The organism is Algoriphagus aquimarinus, assembly GCF_900112005.1.
Lineage (GTDB): Bacteria > Bacteroidota > Bacteroidia > Cytophagales > Cyclobacteriaceae > Algoriphagus > Algoriphagus aquimarinus.
In genome coordinates this window covers 381,725-404,653 of record NZ_FOKK01000002.1, presented here as the reverse complement: position 1 = coordinate 404,653, position 22,929 = coordinate 381,725, and the positions used below count along the sequence as shown (strand labels likewise).

Below are 22,929 nucleotides of genomic sequence, written 5' to 3'. Positions count from 1 at the left end.
CAGCATTTGCCAAATGGGCTTTCGTGTAACATCCAGAGTCTTATGGCTCTAGTGAATGAAAAAATCATTAATTCTCTTTTTCTCCATATTGACTCTTCTTCTCTTTGGTGTGCAATGCACCTTTATAGAGAAGAACTTTGGCTCCAAATTCAAGGAGGAAGTCTATATACTTGACCTCGCAGGAATCCAAAATCGAGGATTTATCCGAGCTGCTGTGGATAATAATTCCACAGGTTATTATATCTATCGCGGACGAAGAATGGGCTATGAATATGAGCTACTTCGTGACCTTGCCAAGAGACTGAATGTTCAGTTGCATTTGGTTATGGTTGCAGATATAGACAAAGCTTTTGACTACCTACAAGAAGGCAAGGTCGATTTGATTGCCATGAATCTTGAAAAGAATATGGAACGGTCTGAAAAGGCTTCTTTTTCTATTCCTTTGGGGAAAATGAACACGGTTCTCGTCGGAAATGAATCCTCTGGCAAAATCACTGCATGGGATCAATTGGCTTCTGATACGATATATGTCAGAGAAGGCGCTGTATATAAGAGCCAGCTCTGTGCTCTGAAAGATTCTCTTCTATTGAAGTACACGATTGTGACTACTCCTGATCATGAGGAAACACTGATTGATCAAGTGGCTGATGGAACAATCAAGTGGACTATTGCTGATCAGAATATCGCGCAGGCAAATGCTACCTACTACGATGGGTTGGATATATCATGGAAAGTTCAGAAAGAAGGAGATGTATCTTGGGTAGTTCGGGAGAATTCTCCAAAACTATTGACTGCTCTGGATGATTGGCTCGAGGATAAGCAGAAGAGATTTATACCTGATCTATACGCTAAGTATTTCCTGAATTCTAAAAACAGTTATTTCAGAAGTAATAGCCCTTTTTCATCTCTAGCAGGAAATCAGATTTCTGTCTATGATGATATGATTAAAAATGGCGCAGAACAGCTAGGCTGGGATTGGCGCTTGTTGGCTTCACTTGTATATAAGGAATCTCGTTTCGATACGGTTGCTACTTCATATGCTGGCGCAAAAGGTTTGCTTCAACTCATGCCAGTGACCTTAGAACGCTTTGGTGTGGATAATCCTAATGATCCGCAGCAGTCCTTAATGGGAGGCGTTAGATACTTAAGGTATTTGGATAAGTTCTGGATGGAAAGAGTGCCAGACACCAGTGAGCGTCTCAAATTTATTTTAGCCTCTTATAATATTGGTCATGGGCATGTAGAAGATGCTTGGAGATTGACCATGAAATTTGGTGAAAACACGCAGACTTGGGCAGATGTCTCCAAATTCTTAGAGTTAAAAAGTGATCCCGACTATTACCGGGATCCTATTGTCAAGAGTGGCTTTGCCAAAGGACATTTAGCTGTGAACTACGTCAAGGATGTAATGTCCGTCTTCGAGTCCTACAAGGCCCTCGTAGAGCCTTAAGCTCCTTATTCAACTAATTGTAATCTTCATGGTCTGTCTCTCACAGACCATTTTTTTTTTTATCCTACAAAGCAATCGTGCGGTATCAAGCTCCTTCGTGAAGCTCAAACATTGCTTCTACTTCCACAGGTATATTGTCTGGCAATGTTCCCATTCCGACAGCTGATCGTACGCCAATTCCATATTCTTCTCCCCAGACCTGAGCGAAAAGCTCACTACATCCATTGATGATATAAGGATGGCGCTCGAATGTAGAGACGCAGTTCACCATTCCTAAGACTTTGATCACTCGCTTCACTCGATTGAGAGAGCCAAGGTTAGCTTTGATGGTTGAGAGCATTGCCAGCCCAACTTGTCTTGCCGCCAGTTTTCCGGCTTCTATATCAAGTTCTTCTCCAATTCTTCCGATGATTAAGCTGCCATCATCTTGGACAGTACCATGGCCTGAGAGGTACAAGTATTTTCCGTCAATCAAGCAAGGTTTGTAAACGCCAAGTGGCTTTGGAGCTGGAGGAAGATTGAGACCAAGTTTGGTGAAATTGCTTTCTGGAGTTTCCATTTGGGTGATTTTTTGTAATTAAAATTAGACGAAAATATCAAGGATTAGCACGCCTGCTAATCCGGCTACGGCAACGATAGTTTCCATCAGAGACCAGGATTTGATGGTGTCTTTGATGCTTACGTTGAAGAATTCCTTGTACATCCAGAATCCGGCATCGTTGAAATGTGAGAACATCAAGCTTCCTGCACCGATGGATAATACCAAAAGGTTGGGATCTACATTCATCGTAGTCACTAAAGGGGCAATTATCCCGGCGGTTGTCAAGCCAGCTACAGTCGCAGAGCCCACGCAAACTCGAATAATGGCAGTAATAATCCAGGCCAAGATCAGTGGGTGAATGTCCCAAGTTTGAAGTCCTTCGGCGATCACCAAGCTAACTCCGGTGTCAGTGAAGATTTGCTTCAAAGCGCCCGCCCCAGCAACGATCAATAGAATCATTGCGATGTCTTTGGTCGCGACCGTGTATAGATCCATGATTTGCTTCATGTTGAAACCACGATTTAAACCCAGCGTGTAGGTCGCGATAAGTACGGATACCAACATCACAATTCCTGGATCTGCTACAAAGGCAATGATCGGAGCTAAGCTGCTTTCCGGAGAAATATTTAGATTCAAAGCTGTAGTGCCCACTAGGAGAAACACAGGAAGTAGTGCGGTGAAAAAGCTATTTGAAGCAGAAGGAAGCTCAGATTCAGGTTTTGTTTCTGCCTGGAAGGTCTTTAGAGGTTCAGCTTTCATATTCTTCAGAGTTCTCGCGAATAGAGGTCCTGCAAGAGCAATGGTAGGGATAGCGATCATAAAACCGTAGAAGAGTGTCAATCCCATGTTGGCATCAAACTGAGCTACTAAAGCGGCTGGTGAAGGATGTGGAGGCAAAAAACCATGTGTCACAGAAAGTGCCGCCAGAAGGGGTATTCCCACATAGACAGCCGAGATCTTGTACTGATAAGCTACCGTGAACGCAAGGGGAACAAGTAATACGAAGCCCACATTATAAAACAAGGGAATTCCCACTACTAATCCCGTGATGGCCATAGCCCAGGTGATGTGTTTTTGTCCAAAGATTTTCATGAGGAAACCAGCAATTCGCTGAGCAGCGCCAGATTCAGCTACCAGCTTGCCTAGCATCGCGCCCATGACGATTACTATGACTAGGTCTCCTAATAATACTCCCATGCCGCGCTGTACTGAGCCGGCTATCTGGTTTGCCGGGAGTCCGAGTAGAAAGCCTGCGCTAATGGATGAGATAAGAAATGCTAAAAATGGATTGAGCTTGGCCCAGACAATCAGCAGCACAAGAATGGCAATACTGAGCAGTACAAGAAGAATGGTCATAGGAATAGGTTGGGTTTAGCTGGCTAAGATAAAAAAATTGGGCTAAAGTGTGTTTCAGCTAAGATAATTCCTCGGAAATCATTCTTAGTGCTTAATCCATCTGCTTTGAATGGTGTTCTCTTGGTTTGAAAACTTGATTAGATAGATGCCTGGATTTAACACTTCTAATTTTTCTGAAAGGAGAATTTCATGATACTTAAAGTCTGAAATCAACAAACCTTGAATTGAATAGACACTTATTTGAGAATTCTCGAGATTGAAACTTTCGGGGAGCGATACACTGATTTTACCAGAGAAATGTGGGTTTGGTGAAATGGTGACCTGATCTTTAGAAGTTGAAGTGTCATTTTCAAGTCTCACCACCTTGCTCCAAAATTCTTGCCCTGAGAAATTTATAAGTCTAATTAGATAATAGGTTGAAGAGGATTTTGATAAGTTTTCGTCAGTGAATGAGTACAAAGCTGGAGTGTCGGAATCGCCTTGGCTGTGGATTTCTCCGATTTTTATCCAATCATTTAGCGGGTTGTTGGAGCTATAGATCTCGAACTTTTCATTGTCTTTTTCTTCTGCAACTGACCAAGAAACCTGCTTGATATTGTTCTTTATATTGGCAGAAATGGATAGCCATGTGACTGGTAAGATGCTGAGTGTTCTGAAGCTACCAACAGTGAAATTTTTACCTGTAAGATCATCAAAAGTAAGACTTCTGATTGCCCACAGATTCACTCTATCTGAACTCTCAATATGAGTACCAGGAGCAGCATAACCAGTGCATACTAACCTAAGATCTTCAGGCTCATCCACGATTAGCTTTTCTGCAGAAATTCTCAATTCCAATGGATTCGAACTAGCATTGAGTCCCGAGAAATTGAAGTAGCTGAAAAGTCGATAAAGTATTGGAGTACCGTCCAAGTCATTGAAACTTGGGTTGAAATCTGCTCCTTTATATTCTGTGAATTGAATGTTTAAATGTCCGCCAGCTGAAGTTCCGAGCATTTGAACCTTACGAATACCTCCTTGATACTGATCGTAAAAGGGGAATGTGGCATTTATAGAGGTCATGGAAGAAGGTGTGTTTTGATAAGTGAATTGGCCAATATTTATCCAGTGTCCAGCGCTGTATACCAATCCTCCAGATCCCAAAGTGTTTAGAGTGAGATTATTTCCTTGGAGGTTTAGTCCTCCAGCATCCATTTTAAGAGTATGGCGAATAGCTAAATTTTGTGCGAAAAAAGCTGTTCCAGCAGGCTTGTTTACAGTAAGCTTATTAACATTCATAGCGAAACCTATGATGTGTTGATCTGTTGAGCCAATTAGATTAAGTTCTGTATTGATAAGAACAAAGGCGCCTGAGCCAACTTGAGTCATATCTCCATTCAATGATAAAGTGTTCGGCAATGTGACATTCTGAGAGCCTTGGATCTCTAGGTCGTGGAAGGTTAAAGGAACTGCTGAACTAGCATAAGATTTTGAAAGAAAATCCTGAGTGCCTGAGTTTTTTCTGAATGTTACTTTCCCGTTTAGTTGAAAAGTAGCCGCTTCAATTTTTGGTGAAGATCCTTCGAGAATCAGTTCAGCACCTGATTGAAGATCGAAGAGGTTAGCACTAACCGATCCTGAGATAGATCTGGCTATGACATTGTCACTGCATTCAGAAATAAAAATCCCGCCTGACTCAATTATGAAATCTCCGAATGGTCCAGAAGGATAAAAGCTTGTTTCCGTATTAAATGAGATAGACGAACAAAAATTAGGAACTACTGAAATGTCTAACTTTTGACGTAAAATCCCAGAACGAAGAATGAATTTCACAGCTTTAAATGGTTCTTCAATTGTCAAAGTATTGCCAGCACCTGGGTCAAATATCACTGTATATCTACTCTGGGTAGTAAAGCCACTCCATGCATTTTTTGGGGTAATTATTCTTGTGCTACCCTTAAATGTAATTGTACTTGCGATAGAATTACCAATCCAATTTTGGCTATTCCACGTGCCTGAAGGGATGCCTGGCGCTGCGCCTGAGAATGCTTGCAAAGAACCATAGAGATTGATATTTCTACCGTTGAGATTCAATTTCTCACCTGCTCCAGTCTCGGAATTGATAAATAGACTCTTAGCTTCTTCATTAGCGGTTAAAGTGACTTTGTGATTCTGATTTATATAAATATCATTACCCAGATTTGGTTTAGCTGTAGCTGGAACCCATACCAATCCGTTGTATACTTCCCAGATGCCGAGATTTCCAAAATTTCCAGAAGCGACTGTGCGGTAAGCGCCAATTTCCTGACAGAAGGAAGCGTTTAAGTAAAGGCAATGAAATGTAACTGCCGAGAATATGAAGTATATTCGGCATTGAAAAAGTGCCCTCCAGGCCAACGTTTTGCCCCGTGTTTTCATATAAAAAAGTATATTAAAAAACGTCTATTAATTTAGTGAAATGAACTTGATAAAAATAGCAATTAGTTTAATTTTTTTACTGACTGTCAGTAGTTTAGCTTCTTTGCAAGCCCAGGAATACCAGATCAGTTTGCTCACTTGTGACCCTGGAGAGGAGATTTACAGTTCCTTTGGCCACAGCGGTATTCGGGTACTGGATCTCAACACAGGTAGGGATGTGGTGTACAACTACGGTACCTTTGATTTTGGTGCGCCGAACTTTGTCCTGAATTTTGCCGGAGGCAGATTGGATTACTACCTCTCTGTATCTACGTTTGATCGCTTTATAGCTGAGTATGATTACTTTCAGCGCTCCGTTCGGGAGCAGGTGCTGAGTCTCAATGAACAGCAGAAAACAGAGTTGATCCAGTTTTTGGAGACTAATTATCTCCCGGAGAATCGGGCTTATCGCTACGATTTCTTCTTTGACAATTGTGCCACCCGGGTACGTGACGCGATCAGTACAGTGTTGGGCGATCAGCTAGTCTGGCATGATGAGGTACGGGAGCCTATTGAAAAAACTTTTCGGGAACTGATCGATGAGATGGTTTATTACATGTCCTGGTCGGATCTTGGGATTGACTTGGCACTGGGTTCTCGGCTGGATAGAGATGCTACACCGCTGGAAGAGCAGTTTCTGCCTAAGTATGTGGAGGGGGCTTTTTCGAGAGCTGAGATCCAAGGTGATGGGCCTACCCGTCCGTTGGTAGGGCAGAGCAGAGTTATTTTAGATTTTGAAAAACCAGCGGGTTCTTTTGGAGCTGTCAATCCTTATTGGATTTTCTGGGTGATCGCTATCATTTTTACCGCAATCACATTTATAGGATTTAAGAAAGGAAAGCTGTTTATAGGTTTTGATGTGGTATTTTTTGGCATTCTTGGAGTCATAGGGTTGGTGATGTCTGCACTTTGGATAGGATCTGAAATTCCTTCTACCAAGTACAACTGGAATATTCTCTGGGCCTTCCCGGGTCACCTTGTGCTAGCTATCGTTTTGGTCAAGAAAACCATTAAACCTTGGGTTTTGAAATACTTGCTATTTGCTTTGATCATGGCAGACGCGGCGGTTGTTTTCTGGATCTTGGGTTGGCAGTCTTTTCATCCAAGTTTGATTCCCCTGCTTTTGGTACTGATCCTCAGAACAAATTATTTGTATTATAACCTGGGTAAATTCAAACGAGTCGAAAAGTAATTTTCTCTTTCCCTCTAAACTTTTGCATAGGGGATTGGTGTTGGGTATTTTCGGACGAAGCTTATGGAATTCAAACTTACCTCAGATTATCAGCCTACTGGAGATCAGCCCAAGGCTATAGAACAGCTTACGGCAGGAGTGAATAATGGCGATGCCGCTCAGGTTTTGCTGGGTGTGACGGGGTCCGGTAAAACTTTTACCGTAGCCAATCTTATTCAGCAGACCCAGAAACCTACCTTAATTCTAAGCCATAATAAGACACTCGCAGCCCAGCTGTACGGGGAATTCAAGCAATTTTTTCCAGATAATGCTGTTGAGTATTTTATTTCTTACTACGATTATTACCAGCCAGAAGCATTTATACCTACTTCAGGCACTTATATAGAAAAGGATCTATCGATCAATCAAGAGATAGAGAAGCTTCGCTTGAGTGCTTCTTCCGCGCTGCTAACTGGGCGGAGAGATGTGATCGTAGTGGCTTCTGTTTCCTGTATCTATGGTATAGGAAACCCGGATGAGTTTAGTAAAAATGTCATCAAACTTCAGGAGGGCGACCGAATTCCTAGGAATCAGTTGCTTTTCAAATTGGTAGATATTCTATATAGCCGAACCCAGCATGAGCTGACTCACGGGACTTTCCGTGTGAAAGGAGATACAGTCGATATCTTTGTGGCTTATGCCGATTGGGGCTATAGAATTTTCTTTTGGGGAGACGAGATTGAAGCGATACAGCGATTTGATCCAGCTACGGGAAAAAAGCTGAATGACGAAAAGATCATTTCTATTTTCCCTGCAAACTTGTTTGTAACAGGGAAAGACACCTTACAAACGGCCATTCATGAGATTCAATATGATATGGTAGATCAGGTGAATTTCTTTGAAAGAGAAGGAAGGTTTGCTGAAGCAAAACGTCTACAAGAACGAACGGAGTTTGATTTGGAAATGATGCGAGAGCTAGGATACTGTTCTGGCGTAGAGAATTACTCCAGATATTTTGACAGAAGGGCTCCTGGTGCAAGACCTTTCTGCTTGATTGATTATTTCCCGGATGATTTTCTTTTAGTTGTAGATGAAAGTCACGTGACCTTACCTCAAGTTCGCGCGATGTGGGGGGGAGATAGGTCCAGAAAAATCAATTTGGTGGACTTTGGGTTCAGACTTCCCTCGGCTTTGGATAACAGACCTTTGAAGTTTGAAGAGTTTCAAGACCTATGCGATCAGGTGATCTATGTGTCTGCGACGCCGGCAGATTATGAGTTGTCTTTGACAGAAGGTGTGGTCGTAGAGCAAATCATTCGTCCTACGGGGCTATTAGATCCTACTATTGAGGTGAGACCGAGTCAGAATCAAATCGATGATTTGCTGGAGGAAATTGACCAGACGATTAAATCTGGCATGAGAACGCTAGTAACTACGCTGACCAAGCGAATGGCTGAGGAACTTCAGAAGTTTCTCGAAAGAGCTGGAGTGAAGTCCCGCTACATTCACTCTGAGGTGAAAACTCTTGATCGTGTGGAAATATTGCGTGAGTTACGTTTGGGGATTTTCGATGTGCTTGTTGGTGTGAACTTATTGAGAGAAGGGTTGGATTTGCCTGAGGTTTCCTTGGTAGCAATTCTGGATGCTGATAAAGAAGGTTTCTTGAGAAATGAGCGGAGTTTGGTGCAGACCATTGGTCGTGCGGCTCGAAATTCAGAAGGGAGAGTGATTATGTATGCGGATAAAATCACCAATTCCATGCAGCTCGCGATGGATGAAACGAAGCGAAGACGTGCCCTACAGATTGCGTATAATACTGAGCATGGAATCACTCCTACTACTGTGGTGAAATCGCATGATAAAATCATGGGTCAAACCAAGGTAGCTGACTCTAAGAAAAACCCTAAATACTATGCAGAGCCTATGCCTGGTGAAGCAAGCATGGCGGCAGATCCAGTGGTGCAATACCTAAGTAAAGAAAAGCTGGAAAAGCTGATTCAGCAAACGCAGAAAATGATGGAGAAAGCGGCGAAAGAGCTTAATTTCATGGAGGCTGCGCGCATTCGCGATGAGTGGCAATCTCAAAAATCCAGATTAGAGCAATTGAACCGTGGAGTAAGTAAATAGGCTTTATCTATCTAAAATCTATTAAAATGACGCTGCAGGATGTGAAGGTACTCGCTGCCAAAGGGGAGGGGCTACGAATAGAATTTAAAAAGAAAGCGACTTTTCCTGAGAAGATAGTCCGAGAGCTTATCGCCTTTGCCAATACTTCGGGCGGTGATTTGCTGATCGGAGTAGATGATGATGGGACTGTCAGCGGACAGCGATATATAGAAGAGGAGATTTTTGTGATGGAGAAAGCTATAAATGAGCTTATTTTCCCTCGATTAGAGTATCAATTATATTCCTTAAAGCTCAATGAGAAAAAGGGAGTGGCAGTTTTCAAAGTTCCAGTAAGTATGGAGCGCCCGCATTATCTTAAAGAGAAAGATAGAAAGCGAGCTTATATTCGAGTTGCGGATCGATCAGTACAGGCAAGTAAGGAAGTTTGGGAGATTTTGAGAAGAGGGAAAACGCCGAGGGATATGGTCTTTACTTATGGTAGAAAGGAAGAGCTCCTGATGAAAGCACTTGGCGAATCCGACAAAATCACACTTAATGAATTCTCTAAGTTGGCAAATCTTCCAAGGTTTCTGGCGTCCAAAACTCTGGTACGCTTGGTGCTTGCTAATGTGCTTCTGATTCACCCTCAGGAGTCCGAAGACTTATTTACACTTAAGGATTCGGGAGTTTAATTCCTGTCATTTGTGTAAATCCATTATTTCCCTGCAGTCCTCCGGAATGAATCATCAGGATTTTTGAGCTATAAAAGAAATAGTCATTTTTGATTAAATCCCAAATTCCAAAAGCCATCTTCCCAGTATAGATAGGGTCTAGGACAATGCCAAAACTCTCATAAAACCACCAGATAAAATCGATGAGTTCTTGGGTGTGTTTGGCATAGCCACCATAGTGGTAAGTCGTGAAAATCTCATACAAACCTTGACTGTTGAGTTGGTTTTTCTGGAGTAACTCAGCAATTTCTTCATGAATGAATTCCCCTTTCAGCGATGAGAATCCAAGTAGCTTTTGATTTTCAGAAAGTGATGAATATAGCCCGCAAAAAGTACCACCAGTTCCTATGGAAGAGCAGACATGTGAAAAATTCAGGTCATCAGAATCTAGTATTTCTTTTGTTCCCTCGATAGCCAATTCATTAGTGCCGCCTTCTGGAATTAGATAGAAATCACCGAATTTTTTTTGCAGAGTGGCCAGAAATTGAGGCTGTGATTTATTTCTGTAACTATTTCTATCTATAAAATGAAGATGCATGCCTAGGTTTTCGGCATGTAAAAGCGTAGCGTTAAGCGGCTCAGTTCTTTCCCCTCGTATGATGCCGATGGCTTCTATGTTTTCCGCTTTTGCTGCTTCGGCAGTGGCGTAGATATGATTCGAAAAAGCCCCTCCAAAGGTCAGAATCTTATTTTTCCCTTCTTTTTTAGCTTTTTCCAGGTTGTATTTGAGTTTGAAAAATTTGTTTCCAGAAACTTCTGGATGCACTAGATCTAAACGCTTTACGGCAAGTTCGATACCTTTTTCTTCAAGAATAGAGTGAGCAAGAAATTGAATAGGAGCCGGATTTGGAAGGAGCATTTAGGGTGCTTTTTTGCAGAGTTGTCAAAGTTAAGCTTGATAATCTTATTTTTGCAGCATGAGCATGCAACCAGAAGAAGATTTCGAAGAGGAAGAATTAGAGCTTTATGAACATTTTAAGTTTATAATCGATAAGGGACAGACTCCAATTAGGATCGATAAGTTTTTGACAGACAAGATAGCTTTTGCCACCAGAAATAAGATTCAGCAGGCTATTGATGCTGGCCTAATCCAAGTAAATGGTGAATCCATCAAGGGGAGCTATAAGGTGAAGCCGTTGGATGATATTCGGGTGCACATGGGTAAGCCTCCGCGCGATACCGAAGTGGTGCCAGAAGACATTCCACTTAATATCGTCTTTGAGGATCAACATCTTCTTGTGGTCAATAAGGAGGCTGGAATGGTTGTTCATCCTGCCCATGGAAACTGGACAGGCACGCTAGTGAATGCTTTGGTTTTTTACTTTCAGAATCTTCCTGAGATGAAGGGTAATGAAGGTAGGCCAGGCTTGGTCCATAGAATTGATAAGGATACTTCTGGGCTATTAGTAATAGCTAAATCTGAGGAGGCTATGACTCACTTAGCTTCTCAGTTTTTCCACCATACAATAGAACGTACTTATTTGGCTCTTGTATGGGGTGAAATAGAAGAAGAGGGTGGAACTATCACAGGTAACGTCGGTAGAAGTGCTAAAAACAGAAAGATAATGGATGTGTTTCCAGACGGAAGTCAAGGGAAGCATGCTGTTACGCACTGGAAAGTTTTGAATAGGCTTCGGTATGTGTCCCTGATTCAGTGTAATCTAGAGACAGGGCGTACGCATCAGATCCGTGCTCATATGAAGTATTTGGGACATCCGCTTTTCAATGATGCAACCTATGGAGGTGACAAAATCCGTAAAGGAACTCAATTCTCTAAGTACAAGACCTTTGTTCATAATGCATTTAATCTTTTGCCAAGACAGGCATTACATGCGAAGTCTTTGGGATTTATACATCCTGTTACCAAGGAGAAACTATATTTTGAAGCTCCATTACCTCAGGATTTCCAGGCCGTTTTAGACAAGTGGGAGAATTACGTGAACTTTGAATAAGCATGTGAATATTAGAGAATAAGTAATAATTCGCTCGAATTGATATGATTTTGACAACAAAACAGCCCTTTACGGGCTGTTTTGGCAATATTGGGTTGATCTTTTGAAAAATAGTCAATATACAAGTCGATATTAATGCCCTTTTTGCCGATACTGTATTTTTCAATCGTTATCATTAAAAATACTGTAAAAATTCAGTTTTATTTTTGAATTATTTTTAATAAACAAACCCGTCTGCTATATTTGAATCATACAAAGAGAGCAAACACACGGTAAGCACTCAAAATACATTGAAATTACACAACACTGTAGGATGTTGAAACTGGCAGACAAGCCCTCCTGTCTCGGGGGTGGAGGTTATAGAATAAAGCATTTAGCGAGCTCGTAAATTTGCCTAACTACTCCGTGGAGGTTCGAATCCTTCTCCTACAGCAGGTTATTTTGGGTTTATTGTTAATTGACTAAAACCATGAAATTTTGTTTCATGGTTTTTTTTATGCCCTTTTCAAAATAGGACTCTTTTTAAATTTGGTTTATAAAAGCATTTGCCCAATAAGATTTTGATTAAATGCATGCTCACCTCTATTAATGAATTAGTAATTCACATGCTTAATTGTCCTTTGTATTTATGGTTATGATATTAAAATGATGTCTTTGATATAAATACTGTAAAAAAAATAATTAATTGTTATAATAATTTTAATAAACGAATGGTATTTCTAATTTTGACCCAGCAAAATAAAAGTCGGTTAGTGTAAAACAGCCAGACTTGCTTAACCAAACCTATTAAACCTTTGGTTTTTCTATTAATCAGGAAAAATCAATAAGTACTGGCAGAAGGTCAGTAGAAATTAAAATTCATCATTGTAGGATGTTGAAACTGGCAGACAAGCCCTCCTGTCTCGGGGGTGGGGATCCGGACCTGATATCTATTGGGATCGGAAAGCATAAAGCGTAATTCAACCGGACTATTGCCTAACTGCCCCGTGGAGGTTCGAATCCTTCTCCTACAGCTTTTAAAAGCAGCACATCTGTGCTGCTTTTTTCATTTAAGTTTGCACTAATTGTCTATTTTAGACAAAAATCCGTGCTATATGGCTGAAGAGCAAAAAGACAAACATTCCAAACATCCCTTTAGAAAGAAGGTGCTGAGGTGGATGATGTTTGCTTTTCTATCCATCATTTTTTTAGAGTTTCTGTTTTATTTCGGAGCCAACTTTGTGCTTGCTGATTGGGCTAGACGAAAAATAAACGATTCTGCGCAGGGTGTCTATACAATTGATTTTAATAGAGTTAGATTCTCATTAATCAGGAGGGGCGTGTTTTTAGACGGCTTAATCATGAAGCCGGTAGGGGAGAGAAGACCAGATCAGAAGCAGGCATTATTTGACTTGACATTGGATGAACTGTCACTCCGTAATCTGTGGTATGATTTCTCGGAAGGGGTTTTTTATATTGGGAAACTGGGCTTTGATAACCCTGTTATCAGTATGGATTTGCCAATTTCAGACAGTTTGGACAATGCTATTATCAAAGAATCCTCGGTAAAAGCGTTAGAGAATGAGCTAAAGAAAATTATTAATAATACTAGATTTAAAGGTGTCTATATCTCCGAATTATCAATCAATCATGCGGATTTATTCTTTTTAAACTTCCTCAGCCAAAACTCCTTAAAAGCTGAAAATACCAGACTTTTAGTAAAGGATATCGATTGGACAAGTCGGGAGGAATGGAAAACACCATTCAATGCGAGAGGGTTTGAGTTTGATCTCAATAATGTTGATTTTCCTCTTCCAGATGGAGTTCATTCCATCACTGCGAGTCAGGTTTATGTTAGTTCATTGGATAATGTGATAGATATCAAAGGCTTCAAGCTTTATCCTGATAGAACTCGTGATAGTAAAACCTATTATGATGTGAGTTTGGATGAGCTACGGGTTGGTAATGTTGCGCTGAATGAAGCTTTCATGACTTCCAATGTTGCGATAGATGAGATCATTCTTAACAATCCAGAATTTCGGGTACTGCAAAGTAAACGGGAAACGATAGATAGTACCGCTACGGGTGATTTGAATGAGTTGATTAAGGGGATATTGGAGTCATTTGAGGTAAAGGAGCTTTCTGTTAATAATGGAAAGTTTATCATTTCCGATGCTGAAGACACGCTGAAAAACCGTATTGATATCCAGAAGCTTGATTTTAAGATGGTCAAGTTTTATTTGGGTGCGGATGAGTCTAGAAAAGGAAATCAGTTTTTTTATGGTGAAGATGCTGCCATGGAAATTCAAGATGCTGATTTGTATTTATCTGACGAGATTCATGTGATATACAGTGATCGGGTAAGCGTCTCTTCCTTTAAAGATGAAATTATCATAGAAAATGTGCTGGTGGAGCCTAGGAAGACGGCACTTGAAAAATTGCAGCCGAAAAATATTATCAGGATCTCATTACCCAAACTCTCTCTTAACAAAGCCAATCTAAAGAAACTCTATCGAGAGGGGAAATTGAGTATTGATGAAATGTTGGTTCAATCTCCTAAAGTAGAGATTACAGAACTACTGAGTGGATCCGGGGATGGGGGTAGTGAGCCTATTGCAGAGCTATTGAAGGGCTATTTGAATGAGGTAGCCATAGGAAGGTTTGATTTGCAGGAGGGCGAAGTCCAATTCAAAAATGAGCAGGGTGTAAGGAGTAATGATATTGGGTTTGAAAAATTCAGTTTGCTATTAGAAAAAGTGTTCCTTCAGCCGAATTCGGATATTGATGTTAGAAATCAATTCCTAGCGGAGGAAATGGTGCTTAGTTTGGATAAATACAGGCTGAAATTGCGAGATAATCTCCATGAATTCATGGCTGATAAGGTCTTGATAGACTCGAAGAATTCCCTGGTAGTGGTAAACAATTTTACCCTGAGACCCGAAAATCCAGACTCCATTCAGTACATCCTAGATAGTTATGGCAAGACTGTGATCTTGAACCTTACCATACCTGAATTTAGAGTCGAAGGGATTGATCTGATGGCAGCCTATCAAGACGAAAAGCTACTAATTAACAGGATTCTGGTTCCCTCACCTAATGCAAGTTTAACTCGATTTAGGAAGAAGAATACAGCCGGTGGCGGCTCAAACCAGGTAGAATCTTCTGATGAAATTGAAGAGTTACTCACCTCATATTTTTCTCATATACAGATAGATTCAGTCAGTTTCAGTGATGGCCAGGTGCATTATCTTAATCATGCAGCGACCAAGGAATTGTCTTTAAGCGAGGATAGTCTTTCTCTGAATCTTAAGGGGTTTTATCTGCAAAAGGGGCAAGTTTCTGATCCTGGGAGGACATTCTTCTCTGATGAAATAGAGTTGATATTGAGGAAATATGATTTTTCTGTAGCAGGTGGGAATTATGAGGTGGATACTGATGGATTGAGATTCAATTCAAAATCAAAAACTATATCTGTCGATAATCTAATATTGAAGCCAAGTAAGTCTATAAAGAGTAAAATCGCACTTTCTCTGGTCTTGCCAAGTGTGTTATTCGAGGGAGTGGATATAGAGTCTTTTTTGTTTGAAAATCAACTTGATTTGGATAGGCTGGTAGTAGATGGTAGTACGATCAGTTTAGAAATTAATAGAGATTATGAGGAGAGTGGGGATGGGAAAAAAGATGATTCTCTAGATGGTAAGTCTCTTCCAAAGTCTATTGAGCGAGTTACAATTGAAGGAGTTGTGGCAAAGAATTCAAAATTGAGTTTGAACTATAGAATTGGAGATAACGATTTCCAGTCCATTCAAACAGATTTTGATTTGGAAATAAATGGGTTGAATCTGGATTCGGCAACAAATGCAAAGCAGGATATAGAAGGGCTTTTTAGAGAAATAAATTTGACGTTGGAAGATTTCTCCTATGCATTGCCAGATAGTATGCATACGATTAAGTTCTCTAGCTTGACAGTAGATAATACGGATGTAGAAACTGTTTTTTCTGATTTTGAAATAATCCCAAGAAATACTACCGGTGCTCCCGGACGACCGATCGTATCTGCGAAGATTGATCAACTTGGCGTGCGAAATAACAATCTCCGTGACATTCAGTCCACGGGGATTTTTGATCTAAGTCAGCTTCGATTAAGTAATCCAACGATTAAAGTATATCTGGATTCGGGCGAGAAATCCAAAAAACCTGAAAATCCCAGAAAGGATTCCAAGGAATCTGGGCTAATAGAATCTGTGCTTTTGCAGGATGTGTTAGTTCAAAAAGGAAATATTGCTTTCTATCACAAGGATGGAGGCCAAATACCTAGAATGGCTTTTCGAGATGTGGATTTTGGATTAAAAGCCATGAATCTGGATTTGCTGAAAAAGAGTAAGGATTTTAGTCCTCAGTTACTGCTTGAGAAGGATCTTAGTTTATCTCTTTCCAACTACCGCATTTATACAAAAGATAGTATGAGTAGGCTAACTATTGGTAAGATCAGGTATTTGAACAATGATATTATACTTGATAGTGTCTATTTCGAGCCAGCTATGGGGAGATACGAGTTCCTGAGGAAAAGAGTATATCAAGACAATACAATCACGGCTTTTGCTAGTAGCGTACATCTAAAGGACATAGATTTTCAAGAATATTTTAATAACAACAACTTAAAGGCTCATTCACTAAAGTTGGATGGTTTTCAAATGGATGTGTTTAGAGATAAGAGAATTCCCATTAAGGAAGGAATTATCAAGCCAATGCCTCAGCAATTAATGGAAAATGCTCCGTTTGATTTAACTATAGATTCGGTGATAGTTAGCGATGGATTGGTCAGGTATCAGGAGTTTGCCCCAAAAGCGATGCTTCCTGGGGCTATTCACTTTGATGACCTCAATGCTTCTATTGTTCCATTTGCAATGAGAAGAAGTGGTGAGCAATTCCCCGTAGAGTCTAGTTTGCTGTCGGCCACTTCTAAACTGATGGGCGACGGAGAAGTGCAATTAACAGCTAACATGTATTTTGGTGATCCTTACCCTATGGATGTGGATGTGGAATTGGGAAAGTTTGACCTTAAACATCTTAATAATATGCTCAGTAGAGGGCTTTTTTTAAGAGTGGTAGATGGTCGAGTTACTGATGGTAAATGGAATTTCAGAATGGACGACGATGTGGCTCGAGGTAAAATGAACTTTAAGTATAAGGATCTGAAGATTGAGTTCTTGGATTCTTTGACTTTAGAGAAGGGCAGAGGTAAACTTGGTTTGATGACTTTCCTTGCCAACACCTTTGCTAAAAATAATAACCCAAGGAAGTTTCTGAATCATCGTGTGACCTCACGAGTGTACTTCGAGCGAGACAAGTCCAAGTTTATTTTTGGAGGATGGTGGCGAGCTACATTTAGTGGACTTAAAGGGACTTTGGGACTCGGACAACCCAAAGCGCCAAAGAGAAAGGAAGAGGATTAGAGTTGGTATATATATCGCATTTAAATGAGAAAAGCCCTTATGAAATTGATTTCATAAGGGCTTTTCAGTTAGTTCTTAATTCGTTTACCTTCTAACGATTTTGAGTTGCTCGCTATTAGTACCCCAAATTAACTGAACGATATGTATGCCAGGAGCAGCTTGCTCTAAATACTTATTAACGGCTATGCTTACCTCTTCAATTGTATTGACAGAATGAGATTGGAAAACTCCCTTCACATCAGAGATTTTGATTATTATTTGCTCATCTCTAAAGTTACTTCTGTCCAATAAATCAACAGTTACATAGTTTCCTGGACTGCTAGGATTAGGATAGGCAATCCATTTTGATTGTCCTTTTAAACTTGGGACTTTGATGGATCGAGTGACGCTATAAGTAAATGACCCATCTACATCAATTTGTTTCAATCGATAGAAAATATTACCTCCAGCTGCTGGCAGATTTGTGTCTTCAAATTTGTAATCAGTAGCAGAGTCGCTATATCCTTGACCTTTCACTTCTCCGATTTTAGTCCAAGAAGTTAAGTCACCGTTTGTTGCTCTTTCAATCTCAAAACGGTCATTTTCCCACTCCTTTGCTGTTGCCCAAGTAAGTTCACCTGATCGATTAGCTGTGTTGAGCTTGGCTTCGAAATAGAGGTATTCTACTTGGAGGATGCGGTAGTTATAGTAGGTGATGTATGCTACGCCACTAGAACCGTTTCCTCCTCCTAATGTTCCAGCTCCCCCTCCTGAACCGGTGTAAATAGTACCATTTCCTCCAATTCCATTATCAGTTGCAGTACCTCCTATAATAACTCCATTTACTTCACCTCCAAGTCCTGGGTCATTGGTATTTCCATTGAAATTAAATCCTATTCCTCCTCCTCCTGCTCCATATGGGTAAGTGGTACCACCTAATGAAATAGCAACTCCATTCCCCCCAACCCCTGATTTTGAAATACCAACACCTGCTCCACTACCATTTTCTCCGATTCCACCTACGCCACCACCTCCAGCTCCACCACGAGCATGATTAGGTCGATTTCCTCTACCTCCATTGCCACCATTATTTCCTTGTCCAGGCATGCCGGCACCTCCTATCCCTGGGGTATCGTTTGACTGATCACTGTAAGCACCACCTCCACCGGATGCACCGTTACCACCATCAAGATTATTAAAAGAACCTCCGCCTCCACCTCCTTGGGCAGTTAGGTTGACGGAAATATTTCCGCTAGGATCTGATACTTCCGTTTCCCCGCCATTTCCTCCTTTAACATTTACGGTTGGTGCGCCTAGTCCAACTGTACCGATGTCAATGGTCAATGAATTTCCTGCCGCAATCCCATACGGATCTGTGCTCGTGAATGTGGTCGAGGTAAATCCGCCTGCACCCCCTCCGCCAGCTGTTGGGCCCATTCCACCACCCCCACCGGCACCTATGGCATAAACTGAAAATTCAACAAGTCCTTCCGGAATATCCCAAGCATCATCACAAATGAATCTAATAACGGTTAGGCCAGATTGCCCCCCATCGTCGATCACTTCAATACAATCATTACTATTTGGGTCAGGACACGAGTATGAGATCAGTACTTGTCCATTGACATTTCCACCCGATCCGCTTACATATGTCAGGGCAGTGCTTTGTGGATTTGGATCCGAGGAGTCCCGTGTAACCCATGAGTCTCTATCAGTTCCTGCGGCACCTCCTACTCCGACAAATATCCCCAGCGGTTCACCAGGAGTTACTGGTATGGTAATTAAATCCGAATTGCCGGCACTACCAGCAGCGATGGCCTGAATAGTTATTTCATATATCCCGGCAGGAACATAGAAGGTGCCATCTTCATTAAAAGGAGCTCCACAGAGACTGAAGAAGGTCGTATTCACAGGGTCATTAACATCTAGATTGATAGTACAAACATCTGTTACCTTTTTAATGCTCTTTATGGTTAGTTCATATACTTCTATAGTCTCGTCACTGAGTTCGATTGAAGGAAAGGATCCTCGTCCATTTGAAACTGTAAATGGTGCGGAGCCAATGTTTCCTTGAATAAGATTATTATCCTGGTCAAACAAATCGTATGTCACTACATATTGACCATCTGGAAGAGAAGATACGTTACCGTTAATAATTATCGTCGCGGATCCTGGTAATACTGTGGCTGATACTGATCCAACGGAAGTCAATTCATAATCCGGCGTTACATCAATCGTACCAGTTGCGGTAAGGCCATTGATACAATTTCCGGTCAATGGGATACTATAAGTATAAAGCTGGGTAGGGGCTCCAGATACATTTCCGGAGAACTCAATTTCTCCTGTCGATTGGTTAAATGTGGCAGTGACACCAAGAGGAAGTCCTGTCGGTGTTCCTATTCCCGTTACTCCTGTGGTAGGTTGGGTAAAGGGACTTAATATGGGAGAACTGATACATACACTAGGAAAAGAATTGGAGGTGGGACTTACCGTCGCTAATTCCTCTACATCTGTAGTAAAAGAAGCAGGGCTAGCTGCAACACAGCCTGTGCTGCTATTGGTGTAGCTTACTTCAACGGTTTTAGACCCATCTGTTAACCAAATGATACTTACACTATTGTTTGAGGGGCTAACTCCACCTGCAGTAATGTTATAATCTGTCCCGGCTACTCCAGGAATAGTCCAAATATAATTGGTTTGTCCCGACTGCGTAGTATAAGTTATTTCATCTATTTCCGCACAAACGTTAGAAGCTGGAGAGCTGGTAAAGGTAGGGACTGGTAGGGGATCAACGCTGACTACATAGTCAGTAGCAGGTCCTGAGCATCCGTTTGCGCTCGGTATAATGGAATAGGTAACAGTTCCCTGTGTAGTTCCGGAATTGGAGATAGTTTCAACTGGGATTGGTCCAGATCCACTTATTGTAAATCCGGATATATCTGTAGAGGATGCACTAGCTGTCCAGTTGAAGATAACTCCAGAAACATCAGATGTGAGGTCAACTTGTGTAGTACTTCCACCAGAGCAAATGGTTTGAGTCAATGAAGTGTTGGTTACTGTTGGAAGCGGATCAACTAATACGGTATAGTTTGTTGCTGGACCAGGACATCCACTAGCAGTCGGAGTAATTACATAAGTGACCATTCCCTGCGTATTCTCTGAAGTAGATATGGCTTCGACAGGGATCGGTCCTGAACCACTAGCCGTAAATCCGGAAACTCCGGTGGTTGCCGTTGCTGTCCAATTAAAAGTAGTTCCCGCGACATCTGAGGTAGGTAAGACTTCTGTTGTATTACCTCCGGAGCAAATCGTCTGAGTTAGCAATGTATTGGTTACCGTAGGAATTGGATCCACTAATACGGTATAGTTCGTTGGTGGTCCAGGACAGCCGCTTGCAATTGGAGTAATTACATAAGTAACCGTTCCTTGTGAAGTTGCTGTCGTTGTTATTTTTTCAACAGGGATAGGACCGGAACCACTAGCTGTAAATCCAGAAACTCCAGTTGTTGCGGTTGCCGTCCAATTAAAAGTAGTTCCCGCCACATCTGAAGTCAGCGGAACTTCAGTGGTACTTGCACCTGAGCAAATAGTTTGAGTTAACGGTGTGTTGGTTACCGTAGGTAACGGATCCACAAATACTGTATAGCTTGTCGTTGGCCCAGGACATCCATTAGCAGTTGGAGTAATTACATAAGTAACCGTTCCTTGTGTAGTGGCCGTGGTGGATATTGTTTCAATAGGGATTGGCCCTGAACCGTTTCCTGTAAACCCTGAAACACCGGTAGTTGCGGTTGCAGTCCAATTAAAAATTGTTCCTGATACATCAGAAGTGAATATGACTTCTGTTGTGCTACCACTGGAACAAATGGTTTGGTCTAAATATGTATTGGTGACGGTTGGGATGGGATTGACTGTAAATAGACCAGAAACTGAGGAAGTTTCATCCGGTCCACAATCACTAGAAACGACCACAAAGTAGTAATATGTGCCTAAAGTTGCTGGGGGGGTAAATAAGTTAGAACCTGAACCTATCGCCGTGATGTTTCCCGTAGATGTAGAATTCTGATCGTTTTGATACCACTGGTAAGTCAAAGTACCTGTACCGATTGCATCCACTGATATTGAGCTAAAGAATGCTCCATCACAAATGGTTTGTCCTGCCAAATCTTCATCAGTAATTTCTGTGAGGGGGGTAACAGTATGCGCTCCTGAAACATCAGTTGGTACAGTGCCGCATTTGGAAGCTGCGGTTGCATAATAGTACACTATACCCACTGTATTACTAGGAGGGGTGAAAGTTGAGGAATTAGCTCCTAAAATTAAAGTTCCACCTGTATTTGATGGGCTAGTATTACTATACCATTGATAAATAATGGCTGGGAATGTTGCATCTATCTCACCAATTGCAATGACTTCTAATGGGATGAAAGAGCCATCTTTACATCTCTCAACATCAGTGGTTAAGGGTTGCTGTATTATTGAAGTAGCAGGCGGAGTAACAATATATTCGCCAGAAAGTGACGAGATTTCAACTCCACAATTACCTGTAACCGCTACATAATAGTAATAACTATTAAAAAACGGAGTAGTTGAAGGTGGAGTAAAGCTTGCCGAGGTTGCACCTGAAACCACGGTTCCAGGATTTGATACTGGATCTGATGTATCCGTCTTAGAATACCATTGGTAAGTAAGACCACCACCTATTGCCGTGACAGAAATTGGGTCAAAACCATCCCCAAAACACTCAATATCTCCGGTATTTGTTGGTTGAGCAGTTATTGCAGTAATGGGGTCGACTGTCAGTGTTACAGTAAACGTCGGTCCAATACAGCTGCCCGAAGTTGGAGTAACGGTATAAGTTGCAGTTTGGGGAGTATTTGTTGGATTGACTAGCGTACCATCGATGCTAATTCCAGATCCAGCCGCTCCTCCAGTAATGCCGCCAGTTACCATAGGTGAGTCCCAAGTATAGGTAGTCCCAGTTGGTACAATTCCATCAGTTCCGTTAGCTGGTGTGATTGAAAAGGCATCCCCAGTACAAACGTTGTCGGTGATAGGGGTTATAGTTGCAATAGGGTCCACAGTTACAGTAACTGTGAAATTTGGACCTGTACAGCCATTTACAGTAGGAGTAACGGTATATGTTGCTGTTTGAACAGTATTGGTAGGGTTGGTCAAAGTACCAGAAATGCTACTTCCGGATCCAATCGCTCCACCAGTTAAACCACCGGAAATTGCAGGAACTCCCCATGAGTAAGTAGTGCCTGGAGGTACAATTCCATCTGTTGCATCAATAGGTGTCAGAGCAAAGGAATCTCCACTACAAATGGTGTCAGCGATGTCCGTTACTTCAGGTTTTGGGTCCACTGTGACAGTCACCAAAAATGTATTATCAGAACAACTACCTGAGGTAGGAGTGACCTCATATATAGCGGTTTGAGGAACACTGGTCGGGTTCGTAAGTGTACCCGTGATACTGCTTCCACTTCCTGAAGTTCCTCCGGTTAGGCCTCCAGTCACTGATAGCAAGTTCCAAGAATAAGTTGTCCCTGCCGGAACGACTCCATTGGTGCCATTAGCTGGTGTTGCGGTAAATGCATCGCCACTACAAACCGCGCTAGTCATGTTTGTAACCGCTGGTTTTGGACTGAGGGTTACTATTACAGTAAAGGTATTTCCAGTACAGCTTCCAGAAGTAGGCGTCACGGTGTAAGTGGCCGTTTGTGGGGTATTGGTTGGGTTGGTAAGTGTCCCTGAAATGTTGCTTGCTCC

11 protein-coding genes are annotated in these 22,929 nt (G+C 41.6%); 6 read left to right on the top strand and 5 right to left on the bottom strand.

Going from position 1 to position 22,929, the window contains the following annotated elements:
• The first annotated feature begins 55 nt into the window (after positions 1 to 55).
• A complete protein-coding gene (locus BM291_RS04215; RefSeq protein WP_092894907.1) occupies positions 56 to 1,450 on the top strand; it encodes an MltF family protein in 1,395 nt (464 codons plus the stop codon).
• Between the two features lie 85 nt (positions 1,451 to 1,535).
• On the opposite strand, the gene BM291_RS04210 is transcribed toward BM291_RS04215, so the two are convergent.
• From BM291_RS04210 to BM291_RS04200, 3 genes are all read right to left on the bottom strand, one after another.
• Positions 1,536 to 2,009, bottom strand: a complete 474-nt coding sequence (locus BM291_RS04210; RefSeq protein ID WP_092894906.1) for a RidA family protein — start codon at positions 2,007 to 2,009, stop codon at positions 1,536 to 1,538.
• Between the two features lie 24 nt (positions 2,010 to 2,033).
• A complete protein-coding gene (locus BM291_RS04205) occupies positions 2,034 to 3,347 on the bottom strand; it encodes a gluconate:H+ symporter (protein ID WP_092894905.1) in 1,314 nt (437 codons plus the stop codon).
• A gap of 84 nt (positions 3,348 to 3,431) precedes the next feature.
• Entirely contained in the window at positions 3,432 to 5,744 is a 2,313-nt protein-coding gene (locus tag BM291_RS04200; protein WP_092894904.1) for a T9SS type A sorting domain-containing protein, read from the bottom strand.
• A 40-nt stretch (positions 5,745 to 5,784) separates the two neighbouring features.
• On the opposite strand from BM291_RS04200, the gene BM291_RS04195 reads away from it, so the two are divergent.
• From BM291_RS04195 to BM291_RS04185, 3 genes are all read left to right on the top strand, one after another.
• Positions 5,785 to 6,975 (top strand): Lnb N-terminal periplasmic domain-containing protein, encoded by a 1,191-nt coding sequence (locus tag BM291_RS04195; protein ID WP_092894903.1) that lies wholly within the window; start codon positions 5,785 to 5,787, stop codon positions 6,973 to 6,975.
• 63 nt (positions 6,976 to 7,038) lie between these two features.
• Positions 7,039 to 9,081: an excinuclease ABC subunit UvrB gene (gene uvrB, locus BM291_RS04190; RefSeq protein WP_092894902.1), complete on the top strand. Its 2,043-nt coding sequence runs from the start codon at positions 7,039 to 7,041 to the stop codon at positions 9,079 to 9,081.
• Positions 9,082 to 9,107: 26 nt separating this feature from the next.
• Positions 9,108 to 9,752, top strand: coding sequence for an AlbA family DNA-binding domain-containing protein (locus BM291_RS04185; RefSeq protein ID WP_092894901.1), 645 nt, complete (start codon positions 9,108 to 9,110; stop codon positions 9,750 to 9,752).
• On the opposite strand, the gene BM291_RS04180 is transcribed toward BM291_RS04185, so the two are convergent.
• A complete protein-coding gene (locus BM291_RS04180; RefSeq protein ID WP_092894900.1) occupies positions 9,733 to 10,650 on the bottom strand; it encodes a 1-aminocyclopropane-1-carboxylate deaminase/D-cysteine desulfhydrase in 918 nt (305 codons plus the stop codon). The two genes, BM291_RS04185 and BM291_RS04180, sit on opposite strands and share 20 nt — an antisense overlap.
• A gap of 58 nt (positions 10,651 to 10,708) precedes the next feature.
• Between BM291_RS04180 and BM291_RS04175 the strand changes: the two genes are divergently transcribed.
• A complete protein-coding gene (locus BM291_RS04175; RefSeq protein ID WP_092894899.1) occupies positions 10,709 to 11,743 on the top strand; it encodes an RluA family pseudouridine synthase in 1,035 nt (344 codons plus the stop codon).
• 1,094 nt (positions 11,744 to 12,837) lie between these two features.
• Positions 12,838 to 17,178 carry a hypothetical protein gene (locus BM291_RS04170; RefSeq protein ID WP_092894898.1) on the top strand — a complete coding sequence of 1,447 codons (4,341 nt, stop codon included), beginning with the start codon at positions 12,838 to 12,840 and terminating at the stop codon, positions 17,176 to 17,178.
• An 84-nt stretch (positions 17,179 to 17,262) separates the two neighbouring features.
• On the opposite strand, the gene BM291_RS04165 is transcribed toward BM291_RS04170, so the two are convergent.
• Positions 17,263 to 22,929: PKD-like domain-containing protein (locus tag BM291_RS04165; protein WP_217647290.1), on the bottom strand; the 5,667-nt coding region annotated here is incomplete at its 5' end.

Coding starts and splice junctions, on each gene's coding strand:
- BM291_RS04215 (WP_092894907.1), top strand. CDS start 56: ATGAAAAAATCATTAATTCTCTTTTTCTCCATATTGACTCTTCTTCTC.
- BM291_RS04210 (WP_092894906.1), bottom strand. CDS start 2,009: ATGGAAACTCCAGAAAGCAATTTCACCAAACTTGGTCTCAATCTTCCT.
- BM291_RS04205 (WP_092894905.1), bottom strand. CDS start 3,347: ATGACCATTCTTCTTGTACTGCTCAGTATTGCCATTCTTGTGCTGCTG.
- BM291_RS04200 (WP_092894904.1), bottom strand. CDS start 5,744: ATGAAAACACGGGGCAAAACGTTGGCCTGGAGGGCACTTTTTCAATGC.
- BM291_RS04195 (WP_092894903.1), top strand. CDS start 5,785: ATGAACTTGATAAAAATAGCAATTAGTTTAATTTTTTTACTGACTGTC.
- uvrB (WP_092894902.1), top strand. CDS start 7,039: ATGGAATTCAAACTTACCTCAGATTATCAGCCTACTGGAGATCAGCCC.
- BM291_RS04185 (WP_092894901.1), top strand. CDS start 9,108: ATGACGCTGCAGGATGTGAAGGTACTCGCTGCCAAAGGGGAGGGGCTA.
- BM291_RS04180 (WP_092894900.1), bottom strand. CDS start 10,650: ATGCTCCTTCCAAATCCGGCTCCTATTCAATTTCTTGCTCACTCTATT.
- BM291_RS04175 (WP_092894899.1), top strand. CDS start 10,709: ATGAGCATGCAACCAGAAGAAGATTTCGAAGAGGAAGAATTAGAGCTT.
- BM291_RS04170 (WP_092894898.1), top strand. CDS start 12,838: ATGGCTGAAGAGCAAAAAGACAAACATTCCAAACATCCCTTTAGAAAG.